The organism is Halalkalibacter oceani, assembly GCF_040544555.1.
GTDB classification, from domain to species: Bacteria; Bacillota; Bacilli; order Bacillales; family Bacillaceae_D; genus Halalkalibacter; species Halalkalibacter oceani.
In genome coordinates, this window is the sequence record NZ_JBEPKD010000040.1 from 1 (window position 1) to 19,635 (window position 19,635).

15 protein-coding genes and 1 riboswitch are annotated in these 19,635 nt (G+C 50.2%); of the genes, 12 read left to right on the forward strand and 3 right to left on the reverse strand.

Annotated elements, in window-relative coordinates:
• Positions 1 to 273 precede the first annotated feature (273 nt).
• Complete coding sequence (locus tag ABMB67_RS22320; protein WP_354573356.1) at positions 274 to 1,968, forward strand: NADPH-dependent assimilatory sulfite reductase hemoprotein subunit; 1,695 nt, start codon at positions 274 to 276, stop codon at positions 1,966 to 1,968.
• Positions 1,969 to 2,090: 122 nt separating this feature from the next.
• Positions 2,091 to 3,047 carry a carbon-nitrogen hydrolase family protein gene (locus ABMB67_RS22325; protein ID WP_354573357.1) on the forward strand — a complete coding sequence of 319 codons (957 nt, stop codon included), beginning with the start codon at positions 2,091 to 2,093 and terminating at the stop codon, positions 3,045 to 3,047.
• 207 nt (positions 3,048 to 3,254) lie between these two features.
• On the opposite strand, the gene ABMB67_RS22330 is transcribed toward ABMB67_RS22325, so the two are convergent.
• Positions 3,255 to 3,578 (reverse strand): DUF3817 domain-containing protein, encoded by a 324-nt coding sequence (locus tag ABMB67_RS22330; protein ID WP_251224153.1) that lies wholly within the window; start codon positions 3,576 to 3,578, stop codon positions 3,255 to 3,257.
• A 149-nt stretch (positions 3,579 to 3,727) separates the two neighbouring features.
• Positions 3,728 to 5,119 carry a tetratricopeptide repeat protein gene (locus ABMB67_RS22335; RefSeq protein ID WP_354573358.1) on the reverse strand — a complete coding sequence of 464 codons (1,392 nt, stop codon included), beginning with the start codon at positions 5,117 to 5,119 and terminating at the stop codon, positions 3,728 to 3,730.
• A 139-nt stretch (positions 5,120 to 5,258) separates the two neighbouring features.
• On the opposite strand from ABMB67_RS22335, the gene ABMB67_RS22340 reads away from it, so the two are divergent.
• The 7 genes from ABMB67_RS22340 to ABMB67_RS22370 all read left to right on the forward strand — a co-directional run bounded on the left by ABMB67_RS22340 (position 5,259) and on the right by ABMB67_RS22370 (position 12,405).
• Positions 5,259 to 6,458 carry a class I SAM-dependent rRNA methyltransferase gene (locus tag ABMB67_RS22340; protein WP_354573359.1) on the forward strand — a complete coding sequence of 400 codons (1,200 nt, stop codon included), beginning with the start codon at positions 5,259 to 5,261 and terminating at the stop codon, positions 6,456 to 6,458.
• 145 nt (positions 6,459 to 6,603) lie between these two features.
• Positions 6,604 to 6,704: riboswitch (guanidine-I (ykkC/yxkD leader) on the forward strand.
• 60 nt (positions 6,705 to 6,764) lie between these two features.
• Positions 6,765 to 7,115, forward strand: a complete 351-nt coding sequence (locus tag ABMB67_RS22345; RefSeq protein WP_390189417.1) for a DMT family transporter — start codon at positions 6,765 to 6,767, stop codon at positions 7,113 to 7,115.
• Position 7,116: 1 nt separating this feature from the next.
• Positions 7,117 to 7,434 (forward strand): DMT family transporter, encoded by a 318-nt coding sequence (locus ABMB67_RS22350; RefSeq protein ID WP_354573360.1) that lies wholly within the window; start codon positions 7,117 to 7,119, stop codon positions 7,432 to 7,434.
• 68 nt (positions 7,435 to 7,502) lie between these two features.
• A complete protein-coding gene (locus tag ABMB67_RS22355; protein WP_354573361.1) occupies positions 7,503 to 9,683 on the forward strand; it encodes a DNA topoisomerase III in 2,181 nt (726 codons plus the stop codon).
• Between the two features lie 284 nt (positions 9,684 to 9,967).
• On the forward strand, positions 9,968 to 10,978 hold the full coding sequence (locus ABMB67_RS22360; RefSeq protein ID WP_354573362.1) for a C-terminal binding protein: 1,011 nt from the start codon (positions 9,968 to 9,970) through the stop codon (positions 10,976 to 10,978).
• A 140-nt stretch (positions 10,979 to 11,118) separates the two neighbouring features.
• A complete protein-coding gene (locus tag ABMB67_RS22365) occupies positions 11,119 to 11,898 on the forward strand; it encodes an SDR family NAD(P)-dependent oxidoreductase (protein ID WP_251224159.1) in 780 nt (259 codons plus the stop codon).
• 27 nt (positions 11,899 to 11,925) lie between these two features.
• A complete protein-coding gene (locus tag ABMB67_RS22370) occupies positions 11,926 to 12,405 on the forward strand; it encodes a 2,4'-dihydroxyacetophenone dioxygenase family protein (RefSeq protein ID WP_251224160.1) in 480 nt (159 codons plus the stop codon).
• Positions 12,406 to 12,682: 277 nt separating this feature from the next.
• Here the strand turns inward: ABMB67_RS22370 and ABMB67_RS22375 are convergent, their stop codons facing one another.
• Positions 12,683 to 14,227 carry an FAD-dependent oxidoreductase gene (locus ABMB67_RS22375; protein WP_354573363.1) on the reverse strand — a complete coding sequence of 515 codons (1,545 nt, stop codon included), beginning with the start codon at positions 14,225 to 14,227 and terminating at the stop codon, positions 12,683 to 12,685.
• 220 nt (positions 14,228 to 14,447) lie between these two features.
• Here ABMB67_RS22375 and ABMB67_RS22380 point away from each other — a divergent pair, with 220 nt between their 5' ends.
• The 3 genes from ABMB67_RS22380 (at position 14,448) to glnA (ending at position 19,491) form a co-directional block, all read left to right on the forward strand.
• Positions 14,448 to 16,130, forward strand: a complete 1,683-nt coding sequence (locus ABMB67_RS22380) for an alpha-glucosidase (RefSeq protein ID WP_354573364.1) — start codon at positions 14,448 to 14,450, stop codon at positions 16,128 to 16,130.
• A gap of 95 nt (positions 16,131 to 16,225) precedes the next feature.
• Entirely contained in the window at positions 16,226 to 17,710 is a 1,485-nt protein-coding gene (gene cshA / locus ABMB67_RS22385) for a degradosome RNA helicase CshA (RefSeq protein WP_354573365.1), read from the forward strand.
• Between the two features lie 422 nt (positions 17,711 to 18,132).
• On the forward strand, positions 18,133 to 19,491 hold the full coding sequence (gene glnA / locus ABMB67_RS22390) for a type I glutamate--ammonia ligase (protein ID WP_251224164.1): 1,359 nt from the start codon (positions 18,133 to 18,135) through the stop codon (positions 19,489 to 19,491).
• The last annotated feature ends 144 nt before the right edge of the window (positions 19,492 to 19,635 follow it).

Sequence of the window (19,635 nt, forward strand, 5' to 3'; positions counted from 1 at the left end):
ACCCTTCGTCAGACTTAACTGAAACCGCCGTATACGGATCCGTACGTACGGTGGTGTGAGAGGTCGGGGGTTAGTCGCCCCCTCCTACTCGATTAAGCAAAGCCGGTGGCTGCTTTGAAAAAGCGTTGCAATTCTCGGTAAGTGGATAGCGGCAAAGCTGCTGGATGACCGCGCAAATGGATGGGGGAAATGATCTGGTATTGGATGGTTATTTTCGCTCAATCACTTATTATAATAGTGGTTAAGTCGGGATTAGTGAGGAGTGAGTCAGGTATGGCAACCAGTGAAGGCGATAACGTATCGAAGATCGAGATCATTAAACGACAAAGCCGTCATCTACGTGGAACAATAAAGGAAGCATTGCAGGACGGAGAAGCGAAGTTTTCCGAAGATAATATTCAGGTGCTGAAATTTCATGGCGTTTACCAGCAGGATGACCGCGATTTACGGACGCAGCTCAAGAAGGAGGGGAAGGAGCGGCAGTACCGAATGATGATCCGCGCCCGCATTCCAGGCGGCGTTCTTTCCCCGGAGCAATATCTCGTCTTTGACCGGCTGGCCGACGAGTATACCGATTACAAGTCGTTGCGCGTAACAACCCGCCAAACATTGCAGCTTCACGGCATTCTTAAAGGGGATCTGAAGACGACGATCAGGACGCTTAACGAGGCGTTGGTCACGACGCTCGGCGCGTGCGGTGATTCGGGCCGCAATACGATCTGTTGCGCGGAGCCAGGAGACGAGCCGTTTCGCGAGGAGATGCGTCATGACGTGCTGGCACTGGCCGACCGCCTGAGCGCGAAAACAAAGGCGTATCACGAAATCTGGGTGGATGGTGAACCGATCCAGCTGGAGGAAGGTGAGGCGGAGGAGCCGCTTTACGGCGAGGTCTACTTGCCGCGCAAGTTTAAAGTGGCGATGGTACCGGAAGGCGATAACTGTCTTGATGTCTATGACAATGATATTGGCCTCGTTGCTCATCTCCGTGACGGGCATATTGAGGGCTACACTGTACTCGTTGGCGGGGGCATGGGAAGGATGGCAGTCGATCAGGATACTTATCCGCGGCTGGGCAGTCCGCTCTGCTATGTCCCGAGAGACGAGGCAGTCGGAACGATTCTCAATGTGTGCGAGGTGATCGTCACCATTGAACGAGACTTCGGCGACCGTCTGAACCGCCGCTTCGCCCGAATGAAGTACTTGATCGATAAGCGGGGACTGGACTGGTTCCGCGCTGAGGTCGAAGCGAGACTCGGGCGCCAGCTGGAGCCGCCAAGAGAGCTGACATGGAGAAGCGGCGCCGATCACCTCGGCTGGCATCAGGAGCGTGCCGGCGTGAGCTACCTGGGACTGTTCATCCCGTATGGCCGGATCAAGGATACCGAGACGGTGCGGCTGAAGTCGGCGCTCCGGGAGATAATGGTCAGCTTTCAGCCAGTTGTGCGCTTCACCTCGCAGCAAAACCTTATTCTCAGCGGTCTGCCTGACGAGAAGCGGAAGGCGGTTGAAGACGTGCTGCGGGCAGCCGGCGTGCCGCTCCCGGAAGAACTGTCAAACGTTCAGCAAAATATGATGGCGTGCGTCTCGTTGCCTACCTGCGGTTTGGCGCTGGCCGAATCGGAAAGAGCCTTGCCCGGCCTTGTTCCGCAATTTGAACAGTTGTTCGAGGAACTGGGGCTGACAGAAGAGGACATTACGATTCGGATGACGGGATGCTCGAATGGCTGTGCCAGGCCTTATAATGCCAATATTGCTTTTGTCGGGCGGGCGCGCGGGAAATATGACATTTTCCTCGGAGGCAGTGCGTTAGGTACGAACTTGAATGAACGCTTTCTGCAAGCGGTCCCGTTCGACGAGCTGGTGTCCACCATTCGCCCGGTGTTGGCGGCTTTTGTCCAGCAGAGGCGTGCCGGCGAGGATTTCGGTTCCTATTGGCGGCGGGCCGGAGCTGGTATCCATCTCGGTTAACAGGTAGAGAGAAATCGCGGTCGCCGGATGGAGTTACGACGGCTGGTTGCGCATTCGTGGAGAGAAAGCAGTTTCAGTGGCAGGAGAAGAAGTGGGGAGAACGTTTAGAGAGGGATGGTAAAATGAAAAAACGTCAAGTTCACGTTGCTGTAGTCCAGGCGGCGCCTACCTTATTTGATAAGCAGGTCGCCTTGGAGCTAATCGGAAAAAGAACGAGAGAGGCGGCCGGCCAGGGGGCGGAGCTAATTGTCTTTCCCGAAGTTTTCCTCCCGGGTTATCCGCGCGGCCTTAGCTTCGGCGCGCGGGTCGGCAGCCGGACTGCCGGGGGACGCAAGGACTGGCAGCGTTATTGGGACAGCGCGATTCAGGTTCCAGGACCGGAAACGGAGGTACTGGCTGAGCTGGCAAAGGAGCTGGAAGTTTATGTAGTGATTGGCGTAGTCGAGCAGGATCAGGAGTTCAGCACGGGGACATTGTATAACTCCATCATCTATTTCGGGCCTGAAGGGACGTTGCTGGGCAAGCATCGCAAGCTCGTTCCGACCGGCTCGGAGCGCTTGCTGTGGGGACAGGGGGACGGCAGCACATTGACCGTTATTGATACCCCGTTTGGCAGAATAGGAGGGTTGATCTGCTGGGAAAACTATATGCCGCTTGCCAGAACAGCGATGTACGCACAGGGGATTGATATTTATATTACGCCGACGGCCGATGCCCGCGACTCGTGGCAGTCGACGATTCGTCATATTGCCTGCGAAGGGCGCTGCTACGTGCTTTCCAGCAATCAATTTGCGACGAAGTCGACGTACCCTGCCGACCTGGCGTACTACGACGACATTCATGAAGACGATGATGTACTCAGCCGGGGTGGCAGCGCCATTGTCGATCCGCTTGGTGAGTACGTCGTCGAACCGCTCTATCATGAAGAAGGGATATTGTTTGCGACGCTTGAGCTGGATAAAGTGACGCAAAGCCGGTTTGATTTTGATGTGGTCGGTCATTACAGCCGTCCGGATGTTTTCCAGCTTATCGTCAATGATCAAAAGCAGGCGATTGTCAGGAAGAAACATTCCGATTGAAGGATGCCCCATGTGCAAACAGGGAAAATCCGCCTCGCTTTCGCCCTGGCTGCAAACGGAAAAATCAACCGAAAAAAGCTGTCCCGGAAAGGTCATCTTTCAACCTTTCTGAGACAGCTTTCTTTTGAGAGGCAGGGAAAATCCGTCTGTGACGTTTTCCAATTGCTTGTCTTATTTCTGTTCGTTCCTGCTCACTTCACAGGCCGATTACGCTTCACTTGCTGCTTTGTCAGAAGCCGCAGTTTCGGCCTTGATCATTTTAGCGTCGAAAATAAACGGGCCAAACGGCACGACAGAGGCGACGACTGCGAGCAGTCCTTTCATGAACGACCAACGGAAGGCGATCATCAGATAGGCGACAGCAAGCAAGTAAATTACGAATAGAATACCATGCGCCATTCCTGTTACGGTGACAGCGAGCGGCATATCAAACCAATATTTTAACGGCATGGCAATTCCAAGCAACAGTAAGAAGGAGATGCCTTCCAAATAGCTGATGATTCTAAAACCTTTTAATGAGGCACTCACCAATAATCAACTCCTTTTATAATAAGAAAAAGTAGATGGTGGTTGTGTTGCATAGCATCCATACCAAGTATAACAGCTTTTTCTTAGTGGAGAGAGCCGTGAATGCGGCAATCCGGTGGATTTTTTGTGAAAACGTGACAGCAGCCAGCTGATCATGCTTTTAACTGACCGAGCAGCTGTTGGTAAGCGGCCGCCTCTTCATGTTTACCGAGCTTTTGATAGGTTTTCACAAGCCATTCAAGCGGAGCTGATTCGTCTGGGCGCAGCTCCATGTCCCAGCTGAAGCAGTCGATCGCCTTTTCATACTGTTCAAATTCGAAATAGAACCGCCCCAGTTCCAGCTGGTTGTCAGCTTCTTCTTCGAGCCTCAGCACTTGAGCGAGCCGTTGCTCCAACGGTTGCAATGTGGCGTGTTTGGCATTTTTGAGCCAGTCGTGCAGTTCTTTTAGTTGGTAGCGCTGCAGCAGGACCGGAAGCGAGAGCTGGATGATCCGCTCAAGCACAGCAGGATGGCCGCGAAGCAGCTTGAATAATCGCTTTGAGACCTTTTTGGACAGTAGATTGTCCGGAACTGCCGTAAGCTGGCGCCATATGTCAGGCAGCTGCATGAGCTCTTGCTTGGAAAGAAGGAAAGAATGTGTTAACAGTAGCTCGATCGCTTTGTCATATTCGTTTTGCTCGGTCAGGAAGTGGAAGACGTGAGCATGAAGCCCGCTTTCAGCAGGGACGCTTTCTGTCAAGGCGAGGAGGCAATGCAGGCAATCCTGCGCGTTAAAAGAAGATTGATAAGCGGTGATCAGGGTCGCAAGGGCTTCTTCGGACGGGTTTTGTTTGTAGCTGTCGGTTTGCAGGACAAGAAGGTTGAGCGTGTTTTTCTGTTTTTTATAGAGAGCAGTTAGCAGGTTGTCGTCCTGCTTTTTGATGTAACGGATGAAGGCTTTCTGTTCAACGTACAAAGGATCGGTGTCCAGCAGCGAGGTTAATGGCGCCTGATACAGTTCGGCTGCTTTTGTATAGTCCGGATGGATGATCGTCGCGTGCAGCCAATCCTGCTTATAGCCACGCAGCCGCAGAAGGGTGGCAAGGCGAAAGGCGTTGTTCAGCTGACCGTTGCGTCGGTAAGAAAAAAAGAGATCCTTCAATGAGTTTTCGAGTTCCTTCGGGGTCAAAGCGTGATCGAAATAGGAGAAAATAAGCGCAGTTTCCTCAGGTGGCAAGGACCGTTTCAAACGAGGCAAAAGCTGTGGCAGGCCATCGGCGTGCAGCGTTTCAGACGGGTCAGCGAGTAAGGAAAAAAACGGTGCTGCCTGTTCAACGTGCAGGCCTCGTCTTTCGGCCAAATCTAAAAAGGTTCCCGGCTCCGCCGTCGGCTGTGGAAGAGCGGTAAGGAATTGATTATGATAAAAATAGAGGAGATAGCGTTCGGCGCTTGTCTTTTCGACGCACTCCACTAATGTACATTGCTGAAAAACCGTTATTTTATCAGGCTCAATCTTTTTACTCTGCTTATTGATGATCAGGGTCCAAACATATGAAGTATTCACCCAATCCCTCCTTTTTTTTAAGTGTACCATACTCTAGGGCTGATTTTCTGAGTGACTTTTTGACCTGCTTAGGGAAAGGAAGCTGTTTATGGTAAGATGAGAACAGAAAACAGCTAATGAAGAGTAAGGTTGGATCGTAATGACAAAAGAACAAACAGCAGTGATCAAACAGCGTTACGCGGCGAAATTGAAAAATGGCTATCCGCTCATTGAGAAATCAGCGTTCGACCAGCCGTTTATCGATTCGCTTCAAGAAGGAACGCTGCTGCGGCTGCTTGATGAAAAGGGTGCTTTTCTCGGCAAAGGGTATTTTGGCCGGCAAAATAAAGGAGTAGGCTGGGTGCTGACAAGAAAGCAGGGCGAGGAGATTGATCGTCCCTTCTTTCAATCCCGCCTCAAGGCGGCCTTTGACAAGCGGGCCGCGCTGCAGGCTGATGATCAGACGACGGTTTTTCGCCTATTTAACGGCGAGGGTGACGGAATCGGCGGATTGACGATCGATTACTATGATCGGTTTTATTTGTGCACCTGGTACAGCGAGGGGATCTATTCGTTTCGCAAAGAAGTTTACGAGGCGCTGCAATCAATCGTGACGTGCAAAGGGATTTATGAGAAAAAACGTTTCTCGGCGAAAGGGCAGTACGTGGAAGACGATGATTTCGTCAGCGGCGAGCGAGGCGAATTTCCATTGTTGGTCAAGGAGAATGGCATGACGTTCGCTGTGTATTTGAATGATGGGCCGATGACCGGGATTTTTCTTGACCAGCGTGATGTTCGCAAACGAATTCGCGATCACTATGCCGACGGCAAGGATGTGTTGAATACATTTTCCTATACGGGAGCGTTTTCGGTTGCGGCCGCTTTAGGAGGAGCGCGAAAAACGACAAGCGTCGATCTCGCCAAACGAAGTTTACCAAAAACAATTGAACAGTTCAGTGTCAATCAAATTGATTATGAAGCACAGGATATTATCGTGATCGATGTGTTTCAGTATTTCTCCTACGCCCGCAAAAAAGGAAAGACGTTTGATTTGGTTATTCTTGACCCGCCAAGCTTTGCCCGCTCGAAAAAAAGAACGTTCAGCGCGCAGAAGGATTATACCGGTTTGCTGCAGGAAGCGATTGCCTTAACGAGGAAAAATGGTGTGATTGTCGCCTCGACCAATTGCAGCCTTTTTTCGATGAAAAAGTTTCACTCCTTTATTCGCGAAGCTTTTTCACGTGAAGGAGTCAGCTATGAGCTGATGGAGCAATACAGTCTGCCTGACGATTTCCGCACGACGAAGGCCTTCCCTGAGGGGGATTATTTAAAGGTTGTCTTTCTGAAAAGGCTCAGCTGACGGAGGCCGCTGAAAAGCGTCCTTTTTCGTAACTCGCAGCTGCTGAAAAAGTGAAAATCGTATTATTTCAGCAACTTCAGCTGACGAGCCGCTTCGGGAGAGGTTGACTTGATCGGAGGCTTTGTTCATAATAAGGGCAATATGATAAAAGGTTTTCTAGGGTTCCGCGTCAACCGGCGGTCTGGACCGAGAGAAAACGCACAGGCTCGGCAGTCTGTGACACGGAGGGATAAAAGCCCGGGAGAATTCTGTTAAGACAGAAGGCTCCCGGGCTTTTTCTGTGAGGAGAAGTAGGAGGGGAGAATGATGATGAAAGGATCTTTGGAATGGCTGATGGTCGTGGTGGCGTCCGTTTTTGAGGTTGGCTGGGTCATCGGCCTAAAATATGCCGCTACGACGGGAGAGTGGGCGCTGACCGCAGTAGCGATCATCGTCAGCTTCGGTCTGCTCATCCGGGCAGGCCAGCGTTTGCCTGTTGGCACGGTATATGCGGTTTTCGTCGGCCTCGGCACGGCGGGAACGGTGACGATGGATATTCTGATATTCGGTGAACCGTTACGCTTATCCGTGCTGTTGTTTCTGGCGCTTTTGCTTGCTGGCATTTTCGGGTTAAAAGCGGCAACAAGCACGGAAGAAGTCGAGAAGGAGGGTAACTAAGATGGCGTGGTTGTATGTGATCCTTGCCGGCATCTTTGAGATGCTCGGGGTGACGATGATGAACCAGTTTCATAAGAGCAAATCTGCCGCCAGCCTGCTTGCGTTATTCGCCGCATTTGCGATCAGTTTCTTTTTGTTGTCGCTGGGGCTGAAAACGTTGCCGATGGGGACGGCCTACGCGATCTGGACCGGAATTGGGGCGGCTGGCGGAGCGCTTATCGGAATGCTTTTTTACGGCGAGGCGAGAAGCATCACCCGGATGGTCTGTTTAAGTCTGATCATCATCGCTGTAATCGGCTTGAAGCTCGTCACGGCATAAGTGATTAGCTGGGGAAAGACAGATCATGTATACTGAAAAGAAGTGATCTGTTGAGAAAGGATGTTTTTATGAAAAAAGCGGTTGTATTAGCAGAAAAGCCGTCCGTCGCCCGGGACATTGCCAGAGTGCTGCGCTGTGAGCGGAAAGGAAATGGCTTTCTGGAAGGAGATCAATATATTGTCACGTGGGCGTTGGGCCATCTCGTTACGCTCGCTGAGCCTGAAGCCTATGGGGAAACGTATCAAACGTGGAAGCTGGAGGATTTGCCGATGCTGCCGAAGCGCCTGCAGCTCGTGGTCATTAAGCAGACGAGCAAGCAGTTCCACGCGGTAAAGGCGCAGCTGCAACGAAAGGATGTCGATCGTGTCATCATCGCGACCGACGCCGGACGTGAAGGAGAATTGGTCGCAAGATGGATACTTGAAAAAGCGCATGTTACCAAGCCATTGAAACGGCTCTGGATATCCTCCGTCACCGACCAGGCGATTAAGCAGGGCTTTGCCAAGCTCGCAGACGCGAAAAAATATGAAGGCCTTTATCACTCGGCCGTTGCCCGCTCAGAAGCGGACTGGTATGTCGGCATTAATGGAACGCGGGCGCTGACGACTAAATTTCAGGCGCAGCTATCGTGCGGACGCGTGCAGACGCCGACATTGGCGATGATTGCGAAAAGGGAAGCTGATATTCGTTCGTTCAAGCCAGTCCCCTATGACCAGCTGATGTTGACGACCACACAGGGGCTGACGCTGCAATGGCACGATCAAAAGACGAAGGAGCAGCGTATTTTTGACCGAGCCAAAGCCGAGAAGCTGGAACAAAAGCTGAAGAACGCGAACGGCGTCATTACTGCAGTGGACACGGTGAAAAAGAAAACCCCGCCTCCGCAGCTGTACGATTTAACAGAATTACAGCGGGAAGCGAACAGCCGTTACGGGTTTTCGGCGAAGGAGACGCTGTCGATCCTGCAGCGCTTATATGAGCAGCATAAGGCGGTGACCTACCCGCGGACCGATTCGCGCTATCTTTCCTCCGATCTTGTCGGGACGTTGCCGGAGCGGATTAAGGCGTGTGACGTGCAGCCATTTCGGAAAGTCGTTGTTTCGTTGAAAGGACGCTCGTTTGATCAGCGGCTTGCCTGCATCAATGATAAGCAGGTGTCCGATCACCATGCGATTATTCCGACCGAGCAGGCGCCGGCCCCTGCTGCGCTGAGCGAAAAAGAGACAAAGCTTTATCGCCTTGTCGTCCGCCGGTTTCTCGCCGCTCTTTTTCCAGCGATGGAATATGAGCAGACGACGGTTAGTGCAGAGATAGCTGGGGAACAGCTCATCGCCAAAGGAAAACGCACGCTCTCGCCCGGCTGGAAGGAAGTGTATGCCGAAGATGGTTCCCGGACAGAGGAGGATGTTGACCTTCCACGCCTGCAAAAAGGGGAACAGCTTCGTTTGGCCAAGGTCGAGTTAAAGCATGGGGAAACGAAGCCTCCGGCAAGGCTGACTGAAGCGACGCTGCTTACCGCAATGGAAAAGCCGATGGCTTTTTTAAGCAAGGAGGAGAAGGAGCTCGCCGATACGCTCGGCAAAACGGGCGGGATCGGAACGGTGGCAACGCGGGCCGACATCATTGAGAAGCTGCTGCAGACACAGCTGATGGAAAAGAGGGGGAAAGAGCTGTTTCTGACGGGAAAAGGAAAACAGCTGCTTGACCTCGTCCCTGAAGATCTTCAATCCCCTGCTTTAACAGCCGAATGGGAGCTGAAGCTGGAGAAAATCGCCAAGGGCGAACTGAGCAAGTCACAGTTTGTCGAGGAAATGAAACAGTACGCCGGCAGCATCGTCAAATCAATCAAGCAAAGCGACAAAACGTTCAAGCACGACAATATTACAGGAACACCGTGCCCGCAATGTGGAAAGCTGCTAATTGAACTGAACACAAAGCATGGCAAAAAGCGGGTCTGTCAGGATCGACAGTGCGGCTATAAGAAAAATATTGCAAAAGTGACCAACGCCCGTTGCCCGAAATGCAAAAAGAAGCTGGAGCTCTGGGGTGAAGGGGAAGGACAGACCTTCGTTTGCAGCTGTGGTCATCGCGAGAAGCTGTCGGCTTTCCAGGAACGGCGCAAAGAGAATCAGCATAAGAAAGTGTCAAAAAAAGAAGTCGCCAACTATATGAAAAAGCAAAACAAGCAAGACGAATTTGCCAACAATGCGTTGGCTGAAGCGTTGGCTAAGCTGAAGTTGGATAAGTAGAGGAAAGCCTGGAACAAAGGATGGGATGGACCTTTTTCCAGGCTTGGTTTTTTCATAGACAGGGCTCTGCGATGTAAGGACAGGTTTTCTATTAATATATGGACGATTCAGCTAATAGACTAATACAGAAACGTGAAGGTCGTTACAGCCGCCATCCAGCTTATCGGTTCGTAAGTGTTTCAGCTTGACAATAAAATTTTTAATATGTAATATATTACATATATCTATTCCTTTTTTTATTTTTGTAAGCGCTTTATAATAGATGGGAAGCGAGGGCCGTTTAGATGGGGAAATTCAAAGTAGTCGTCACGGATTATGAATACAGCTCTCTTGATATTGAACGGAAAGTCCTCTCGGGCATTGGGGCGGAACTCATTCCGATGCAATGCCGGACAGAGGACGAGGTGATCGAAGCGGCCAAAGGGGCAGATGCGATTTTCAATCAATATGCGCCTCTGTCCCAAAGGGTCATCAACACGCTCGACAACTGCAAAGTTATTGCGAAGTACGGGATCGGGGTCAACACGGTTGATGTTCAGGCAGCAACGGAGTCAGGCATTTTAGTTTGCAATGTATCGGACTACTGTCTGGATGAAGTTTCCGACCATGCTTTTGCCCTGCTGATCGCCTGCGCCCGGAAAGTCGTCAAGCTGAACGCCGCAATTAAGGAAGACCGCTTATGGGATTTTAAGCAGGGGGTGCCGGTTTATCGGCTGAAAAACCGGATACTCGGACTCGTCGGACTTGGAAGCATTCCGCGTGCTCTCGTTCCGAAAGCGCAGGCCTTTGGTTTAAAAGTAATGGCGTTTGATCCGTTTGTTTCAGTGGAAATTGCCGCCGACTTGAACGTGGAGCTTGTTTCGCTGGAGGAGCTGTGCCAAAATGCCGACTATCTTTCGATTCATGCGCCACTGACGGAGCGGACGCGCGGCATGATCAGAGCGGAGCACTTTAAACTGATGAAGAACGAGGCTTTTCTGATTAATACGGCGAGAGGTCCGGTCGTTGATGAAGAGGCACTCATCTTTGCCTTGCAAAATGGAGAGATTGCCGGGGCTGGACTCGATGTCGTCGAAGTGGAGCCACTATCGGGCGATCATCCTTTTTTACAGATGGAGCACGTCATCCTCAATCCACACGTCGCCTGGTACTCTGTAGAATCGGAGCAGGAGCTGAAAAGAAAATGTGCCGAGAACGTGGCGGCCGTGCTTACCGGTCATTATCCGCCATATTTGGTGAATAAGGAGGTGAAGCCGAAAATTGCGCTGAAGGCTAATCAGAATCTCGTAGTCTAGTGAGTGAACCGGCTTTTTAACAGATAAGAACGTATAAGATTTTCGGGTTGATTTGAGGAAGGACGGCGGCTTCACACGCCGCTTCTAAGATAAGCCGCTACGCGGTTTTCTGAAACAGCAGTTTACAGGAGGTGGCTTGGGTGAATGCAGGAAAGGTGGCGATCGTCACAGGAGGAGTAACAGGCCTCGGACGCGCGGTCGTGGAACGATTAAGCAACAGAGGGGTTCGCATCGCGATCGTCGGCATTACAGAAGAGCTTGGGCGGGAGACGGAGCGCTCGCTGCAGGAGCAGGGAAGAAGCGTTGTCTATTATGACGGAGATGTCTCTGACGAAGAGGCGGTATCCCGGGTAGTTTCCGAGATTTACCGTGACTTTGGCAGAATGGACTATTTGGTCAATGCGGCCGGGATTATTACGCGCGCGCCGGCGAAAAGCGTTCAAAAGGAGGATTATCAACAGGTTTTGTCGATTAATTTAGTCGGCGGTTTATTGATGTGCCAGGCCGTTTATCCTTATATGGCAAAGGATGGCGGCGGCAGCATTGTTAATTTCGGCTCGATGCTCGCTCATTATGGCAGTAAAAACTTAATCAGCTACGCTTCGTCTAAAGGGGCCGTCATTCAAATGACAAAGTGTCTGGCCGTGGACTGGGCGGAGGATAATATTCGCGTCAATGCCGTCAGTCCGGGCTATATTGAAACACAACTATCTGCCGGCGCAACAAAGGACCCGGTGTTCAAGGAACGGATTCTTTCCCGCACTCCGCAACGAAGGTTCGGCAGACCGGAGGAGGTAGCAGCGGTAATTGATTTTCTGCTGTCGGACGATGCTAGCTTTGTCACGGGTGTTGATATTCCGATAGATGGTGGTTTGTTGGCTGGGGATCCGGTGCTTTATCCGCCGGCCGCTCAATCATAAAACAAGGAGAAAAAGGAGGAGCAGAAAATGAGTATTGATTTAAACACGTTCACAGAACAGATGGGTTTGCCTGATCAAGCGATTGATTTGAATGAAATTCCATGGGTGCCCCAGGGAGATCGTGTCTGGTTTAAACCGGTGCGTTTTAATTTGGCAACAGGAGCCTGGATTAATCTGTTAAAGGTCAAGCCGGGTGGTGTGGTCAACCGACATCGCCATACAGGCGGTCAAGTGCTCGCCTACACAATTCAAGGGGAATGGCGCTATTTAGAACGGGAGTGGTCGGCCAAGCCGGGGACGTTCGTCTTTGAGCCGCCGGGCGACATTCATACGCTTACAGTCGACGGGGAAGAGGATATGATCACAATCTTTATGCTCGAAGGCACAATCCAGTACCTCGATGACCATGACCAGGTGATCGTCCAGGACGACGTCTTCAGCAAAATGAAACGCTACTACGACTACTGTGACCAGCACAACATCGAAAAGAAAAACCTCGTTTACTGAAGTCAAGACCTCTCAGGAAGGTTTTCCTGAGAGGTCTTGACGAAACGGTGTGCGGAGTCTGCGCCTGGTTTTGAAATCCGATACCGAAACGGGTTTTTTCGGTATCGGATGAGCGCAGAACGGAGCCACTAGCGCCGGCCCCAGGCAATGAGCGCAACCGCCACGAACTATTAAAGCCTGTTGTGAGTGGGTTTCTCACAACAGGCATGTGGCGAGTGAAGCCATTGCTGCTAGATGCTTTTGTCTCATCCTCTCCTGCGAGTAGCGAACGGAGCCACTAGTCGGTTTTAATGGATTTGAGCGGCTGTTTGGCCGGCCCTTCCACGACTTCGCCTTTGTATGAAAAGCGTGAGCCGTGGCAAGGGCAATCCCATGTATGGTCACCGTGATTCCAATGAACCTCACAGCCCATATGGGTGCAGGTTGTATCGACGACGTGCAGGGTGCCGTCCTGTTCGCGGTAGGCGCCGGCGCGTTTGCCATTCACATTGACGATTGTGCCTTCCCCTTTTTTAACCTCTTCCGGCTTGCGCTCTGTCTGATCAAACTTTCCCTGAAAAAGCTGCTTGGCGACATCGGTGTTTTGCGAAATGAAATTCCTGATGCTTGGATCGGCGACAAAACGGCTTGGACTGAACAATTCCTCGTATCGATTGGGGCGCTGTAAAATAAGATCGCTAATCAGTAGCGCAGCGACGGTACTGTTCGTCATTCCCCATTTCCGGTAGCCTGTCGCGACAAAAATCGAAGGGTGGAGCTTGGAGTGCCGGCCGATATAAGGAATTTTGTCCAGTGTTGTTAAATCCTGCGCCGACCAGCGGAAGCGAATGTCGAGCGTCTGGAAGATTTCCTGCCCATACTGCTCAAGCGCCTCGTAATGATTCATTGTGTCGATGCCGTGTCCCGTTTTATGATTTTGTCCGCCGATTAAGACAAGCTTCTCCCCATCCATCATCGTATAGCGCAGGGAGCGGGACGGAGAGTCAATGCTTAAATACATCCCTTCTGGAAAGTCGTTGTCCACTTTTGCGGCGACGACATAGGAACGGGACGGGTACATTTTCGAGAAATATAATCCGCTGCCATCGAAGAATGGAAAATGAGAGGCGATCACAATATGATCAGCCTGAACCTTTGCGCCGCTCTTTGTCAAAATAACCGGACGATTCTTTTCTTCCATATCGAGCGCCACGGTCTGTTCGTAAATAGAACCGCCATTATCGACAATGCCTTTTACGAGGTGAGCGACATACATTAACGGATGGAATTGGGCTTGCTCGTTCATGACGAGGGCTGCTTTCACCGGAATGTTTTTCACCGGAATGCTAGTTAGTAACTCTCCTGGAATACCGAGCTCCTGGTAAGCGTTGTACTCATCCTCTAGCTTTTTTACACCTTGGTTCGTCGTTGTATATAAATAGGCGTCCTGCTCAGAAAAGTCGCACTCCATTTTTTCTTCTTTGACAAGACTGCGTATGAAGCGCAAAGCATCCATGCTCGCTTCGTAGTAAAGCTTCGCCTGCTCCTTGCCAATGTGGGAAATGAGCTCAGCGTAAATGATGTCATGCTGGGCGGTTATTTTCGCTGTCGTATGACCGGTTGTACCATTGGCCAGCACATCCGCCTCAAGCAGAGTTACTCTTTTTCCAGCCTTTGCAAGCAGGTAGGCTGTCGTCAAACCGGAGATGCCTCCACCGACAATCGCCACATCGGTTTCAATGTCTTGAGTGAGAGCGGGGAAGGAAGCCAACTGGGTGGAAACACGCCAAAATGGCTCCGGCCGTTCCGGTAAGGATGAATTCCGGTCGTTGTGATCTGTCATAGCTATCTTCCTCCAATTCATGGAATACTTTCTTAAAAGAAAAGTAAGTATAAAAAAGTGAATGCTTACTTAGCTGTTTTTTTGAAAAGCTCTTCCTGATGCAGCGCACAATGAACATGCAGTTGTTTTTTAACATACCCACTTCCGGCCGATTCAATGTAATCATTATCGAGTATGAAAGAGAGAAAGAGGAACGGGGTATACTAAGAGGAGGCAAGGAATGGAAAGATGCTGGTGGAAGGAAGCCGTTGCTTACCAAATTTATCCGCGTAGCTTTAAAGATTCAAATGGCGATGGGAACGGTGATCTGCGGGGAATCATCGAAAAGCTGGACTACTTGAAGGAGCTGGGAATTGATTTGATCTGGCTCTGTCCTATATACGCTTCACCAAATGATGACAACGGCTATGATATTAGCGATTACGAAGCGATTCTGCCGATGTACGGGACGATGGCCGATTTTGATTGTCTGTTGGCCGAAATTCACAAGCGGAATATGAAGCTGATTCTTGATTTGGTCATTAACCACACGTCCGATGAGCATCCATGGTTTATTGAGTCGCGCTCCTCGAGAAACTCTGCGAAGCGGGACTGGTATATATGGAAAGAACCAAAGCAGGACGGAAGTGAGCCGAACAATTGGGAATCGATCTTTCACGGGTCGGCCTGGGAATATGATCAGCTTACTGGGGACTATTACCTGCATCTTTTTTCAAAGAAGCAGCCCGACTTAAATTGGGAGAACAAAGAGGTCCGCCACGCACTTTATCAGATGATAAACGGCTGGCTCGCTAAAGGGATTGACGGCTTTCGGGTCGATGCGATTTCCCATATTAAGAAAGCGGAAGGTCTTCCTGATCTGCCCAACCCGAAAGGCCTGCGCTACGTTCCTTCCTTTGAAGGCCATCTGAATCAAAAAGGGATCGATCTGTTTTTGCAGGAGTTGAAGCAGCGTACCTTTGCCAATCATGACATCGTTACAGTCGGGGAAGCGAATGGGGTGACCGCTGAAGAAGCCGGCTTATGGGTCGGAGAAGCCGGCGGGATTTTTAACATGATCTTTCAATTTGAGCATCTTGGCTTGTGGGGGAAAGACGGGGAGCAATTCGATCTTAAAAAGGTGAAACAAGTGCTTTCTAAATGGCAGAAAGAGCTGGACGGTGTAGGCTGGAATGCTTTATTTTTGGAAAATCATGATCAACCAAGAAGCGTTTCCTCTTGGGGCAACGATGAAAAGTATTGGCGTGAGAGCGCGACCGCTCTCGCCACATTATTCTTTTTTATGCAGGGGACGCCGTTTATTTATCAAGGGCAGGAAATCGGCATGACAAATGTCAGGTTTTCTTCAATTGATGAGTATCGTGATGTAAGCGCGAAAAATGAGTATCGGCTTAAACGGGAGGCAGGCCTGTCCGGCAATGAAGCGATCGCTTCGATTTGGAAGGACGGAAGAGACAATGCCCGGACACCGATGCAATGGGATGATTCAGCACAAGCCGGCTTTTCAACGTCCGACAAAACATGGATCGGGGTTAATCCGAATTACCGCTCGATCAATGTCGCCGCCCAGGAACGGGATGCTGACTCCGTCCTCTCGTATTACAAAGCGATGATCAGCCTGCGAAAAGATTCCCTGCCGTTGCTCTATGGACGCTATGTGCTGGAGGCAAAGGATGACCCGGCGATTTATGCCTATCGTCGCGTGTGGCAGGAAGAGTCGTATTTGATCGTCGTCAATATGGCAGCGGCTGAGTCGAAGCTCGAGGCCGAGCTGACTGCACAATTGTCGAGAATGGAGCTGATACTATCAAATCTGCAGCCCTGTTCAAATGCCTGGTTTCGTCCTTACGAAGCGAGGGTATATAAAGAGCGGGAAAACGGTGTTGGAGATTTAAATTCTTAACAATTATATTGCATTGACTTTTTGGACATGGTATCATTAAAAGATGTTTTTTTATTTAAGTACGGTGGATAACACTGATAAAGGAGATTATATATTTGGCAACTTTTTATGAATTTGGCTTGGACCATCAAGTGGTGAGAGCCGTAACAGAAATGGGCTTTTCAGAAGCCACACCTATTCAAACAGCGACGATACCAACTGCCTTAGAGGGTAAGGATATCATTGGTCAGGCGCAAACAGGAACAGGAAAAACGGGCGCATTTGGCGTGCCGCTAATTAATCGGATAAAGACGGAAGAGGACCATGTGCAGGCGTTAATTCTTGCGCCGACAAGAGAGCTGGCCAATCAGGTTTCGGAATCGCTGATTGCCTTTGGGAAATATAAGGGCGTGCGCACGGTCGTCGTTTACGGTGGACAGGATATGCGCAAGCAAATTCGCGATTTAAAGCGGAAACCTCATGTGATCGTCGCCACACCTGGACGTTTGATGGACCATATGCGCCGTAAGACGATCCGTCTTCAGGAAGTGGAAACAGTCGTTCTGGATGAAGCGGATGAAATGTTAAATATGGGATTCATTGAGGATATTGAGACCATTTTGAAAGAGGTTCCGACGGAGCGTCAAACATTATTGTTCTCTGCTACAATGCCGAAGCGAATTGAAAAGCTGGCGCAAACCTTTATGAAGGAACCCGAGCTTATTGCAGTCAAAGCAAAAGAAGTAACAATGGAAAACATTGAACAGCAATATATTGAGCTTGCCGAACGTGATAAGTTCGATGCCTTATGCCGGTTAATTGATATTCATACGCCGGAGCTGGCGATCGTATTTGGCCGGACGAAGCGTCGGGTTGATGAGCTGGCAGAGGCACTCGCAAAACGCGGCTATCGCGCAGAAGGAATTCACGGTGATCTGAACCAGGCGAAGCGTGACAGTGTCCTGCGCAAATTTAAGAACGGTTTGATTGACGTGCTTGTTGCGACCGATGTGGCAGCACGTGGTCTTGATATTAGTGGAGTGACGCATGTTTATAACTTCGATTTGCCGCAGGATCCGGAAAGCTACGTCCACCGGATTGGACGTACAGGGCGTGCTGGGAAATCGGGTGTGGCGGTTACCTTTGCGACGCCGCGTGAAAAGGATCATGTTAAAGCGATTGAGCGTTTATCGAAGAAAAAGATGACGAAGCGTGAAATGCCGTCTTTTGAAGAGGCGATTGAAGGCCAGCAGCAGCTTGCTCTCAAGCAGCTTCGTTCACTGATTGCAGACGGAGGAGCTGACGCTTACCGTCAAGCGGCCAAGGAGCTTCTGCAGGAGTCAGACGCGACAACAGCACTTGCCGCGGCGCTGAAGCTTCTGACAAAAGAGCCGGATATGACACCGGTCCGCCTTACAGCGGAAGCACCGCTACGCGCGAAAAAACGCCGCGAGGGCGGAGGCTCTGGCGCAGGGAAACCATATCGTCAGCGTCGGGGAGATGATCGCCGTCGTCCGCAATACCGCGGGAAGGACAGCGGTCGCCGCCAGTCGTCGCAAGGCCGTGGCGGGCAACAGCGTAAAGCGAAGCATCACGCATAAAAGAAAAGCCGCTTGATAAGGAATGATTCGGGGCGGGGCATCGGCTTCACGCATTACGCGGAGAGCTGAGTGGCCCCGCTTTTAGTTAGGACGGTACGCGTTTTTCTTAAGTGATTGTAAATTATGTTAGCATTTTTTTAAGTTTAAGCGGAAAGGGTTGTCTCTTGTGTGTTGGGTTGGTATCTTGAAGGAGACCCACACAAGTAAGACTCTTCATCGTATTACCCCTTGATTGAATCGGCTGCAGCTTGCAGCCGACTTTTTTTTATGTAATCAACTGCTAATTATAGTAAGGAAATGGATAGAAAAGGTTTTATGTCAGATTATCTGACATTGTTATTGCGGAAATCTTCAATCAGCTTTAAAGTAAAACATAACAAATTGATGTCACATAAGATTACATGAAAAGGAAGTGTTTGGGGATGACGGTATCTGCACCAACAAGAGAGAGCTTAATAGAAACGATCAAGGAAACTATTAAAGCGAAGAATGTCGAATTACTTCATATGCAGTTTGTTGACATTGAAGGGACATTAAAGCATGTTACAGTCACAGCTGAGCAAATTGATCAGGTTGTTGACGGGAAGGTGATGTTTGACGGTTCTTCCATTACAGGCTACACGCCGATTAACCGTTCTGACTTGTATTTAGCGCCTGATTTAACAACGTTCGCTGTATTGCCTTGGACAGTCGAAGACGGATATTCAGAAGCACGCTTTCTATGCAGTGTAACAAATCCTGACGGTTCAGACTTCGAGGGTGATCCTCGTAACGTGCTAAAAAAAACGGTAGAACGAGCGAAAGAGAAGGGCTATTCGATTAACGTAGGACCTGAACTTGAATTCTTCTTATTTGAAACGGATGAATATGGACAGCCAACACTAAGAACACAGGATGTCGGGGGCTATTTTGAACCATCGCCAAAAGACTTAGGGGAACGCGTTCGTTTGGAAATTTATAGAGCATTGAAAATGATGAACTTCACGATCGAAGCTTCTCACCATGAGGTAGCGATCGGGCAGCATGAAATTAACTTTAAATATGCCGATGCGTTAGGTTCGGCTGATGCAGCGACAACGTATAAGTGGGTCGTCAAGACGGTAGCTCAGCAATTTGGTCTGCATGCGACCTTTATGCCAAAGCCGTTAGCAGGGGCAAACGGAAGTGGAATGCATACGAATATCTCGCTTTTTGATGTTGAGAAGCAGGAAAATGCGTTTTATGATGAGTCAGATGAGCTTGGACTATCAGAGACAGCCTATCAGTTCATCGCTGGTTTAATGGAGAATGTAAAGGATTTTGTCGCGGTAACAAATCCGCTTGTTAACTCTTACAAGCGTCTTGTACCGGGCTACGAAGCGCCTTGTTATATTGCCTGGTCGGCTTCGAACCGTTCGGCGTTAATCCGAATTCCTGCCACTCGCGGAGCGGGAACGCGTGTCGAAATCCGTTGTCCGGATCCATCAGCAAACCCGTATTTTGCCTTTGCGATCATCGCGACTGCCGGTCTTGACGGGGTAGAGCGTCAATTATCAGCTGTTCCGGCTGTTGATGCCGATATCTTTGCGATGGATGCTGCGGAGATTGAAAAGCGCGGGATCGAAAACTTACCGACTAACCTCGAAGCGGCGATTGATCGTTTTGAAGCTGGCGAAATCGGTCGCCGGGCATTGGGCGAGCACTCTTTCGGTGAATATGTTGCATTAAAGCGTGCAGAATACGATGAATTCCGCACAACAGTTCATGGTTGGGAAGTTTCTGCCTACCAAGCGAAATTCTAAAAATTAAAAAGCTGGTCAAAAGGTTGTTTCCCTTTTGACCAGCTTTTTCTTGGTGTGCCCGGCATGTGCATGGGCTATAGGGTTCAAGTCCCGAGCAGTGAAGGTCACTGTAACTGTTAGCCAACGACAAGGGTGTCTAGGGTG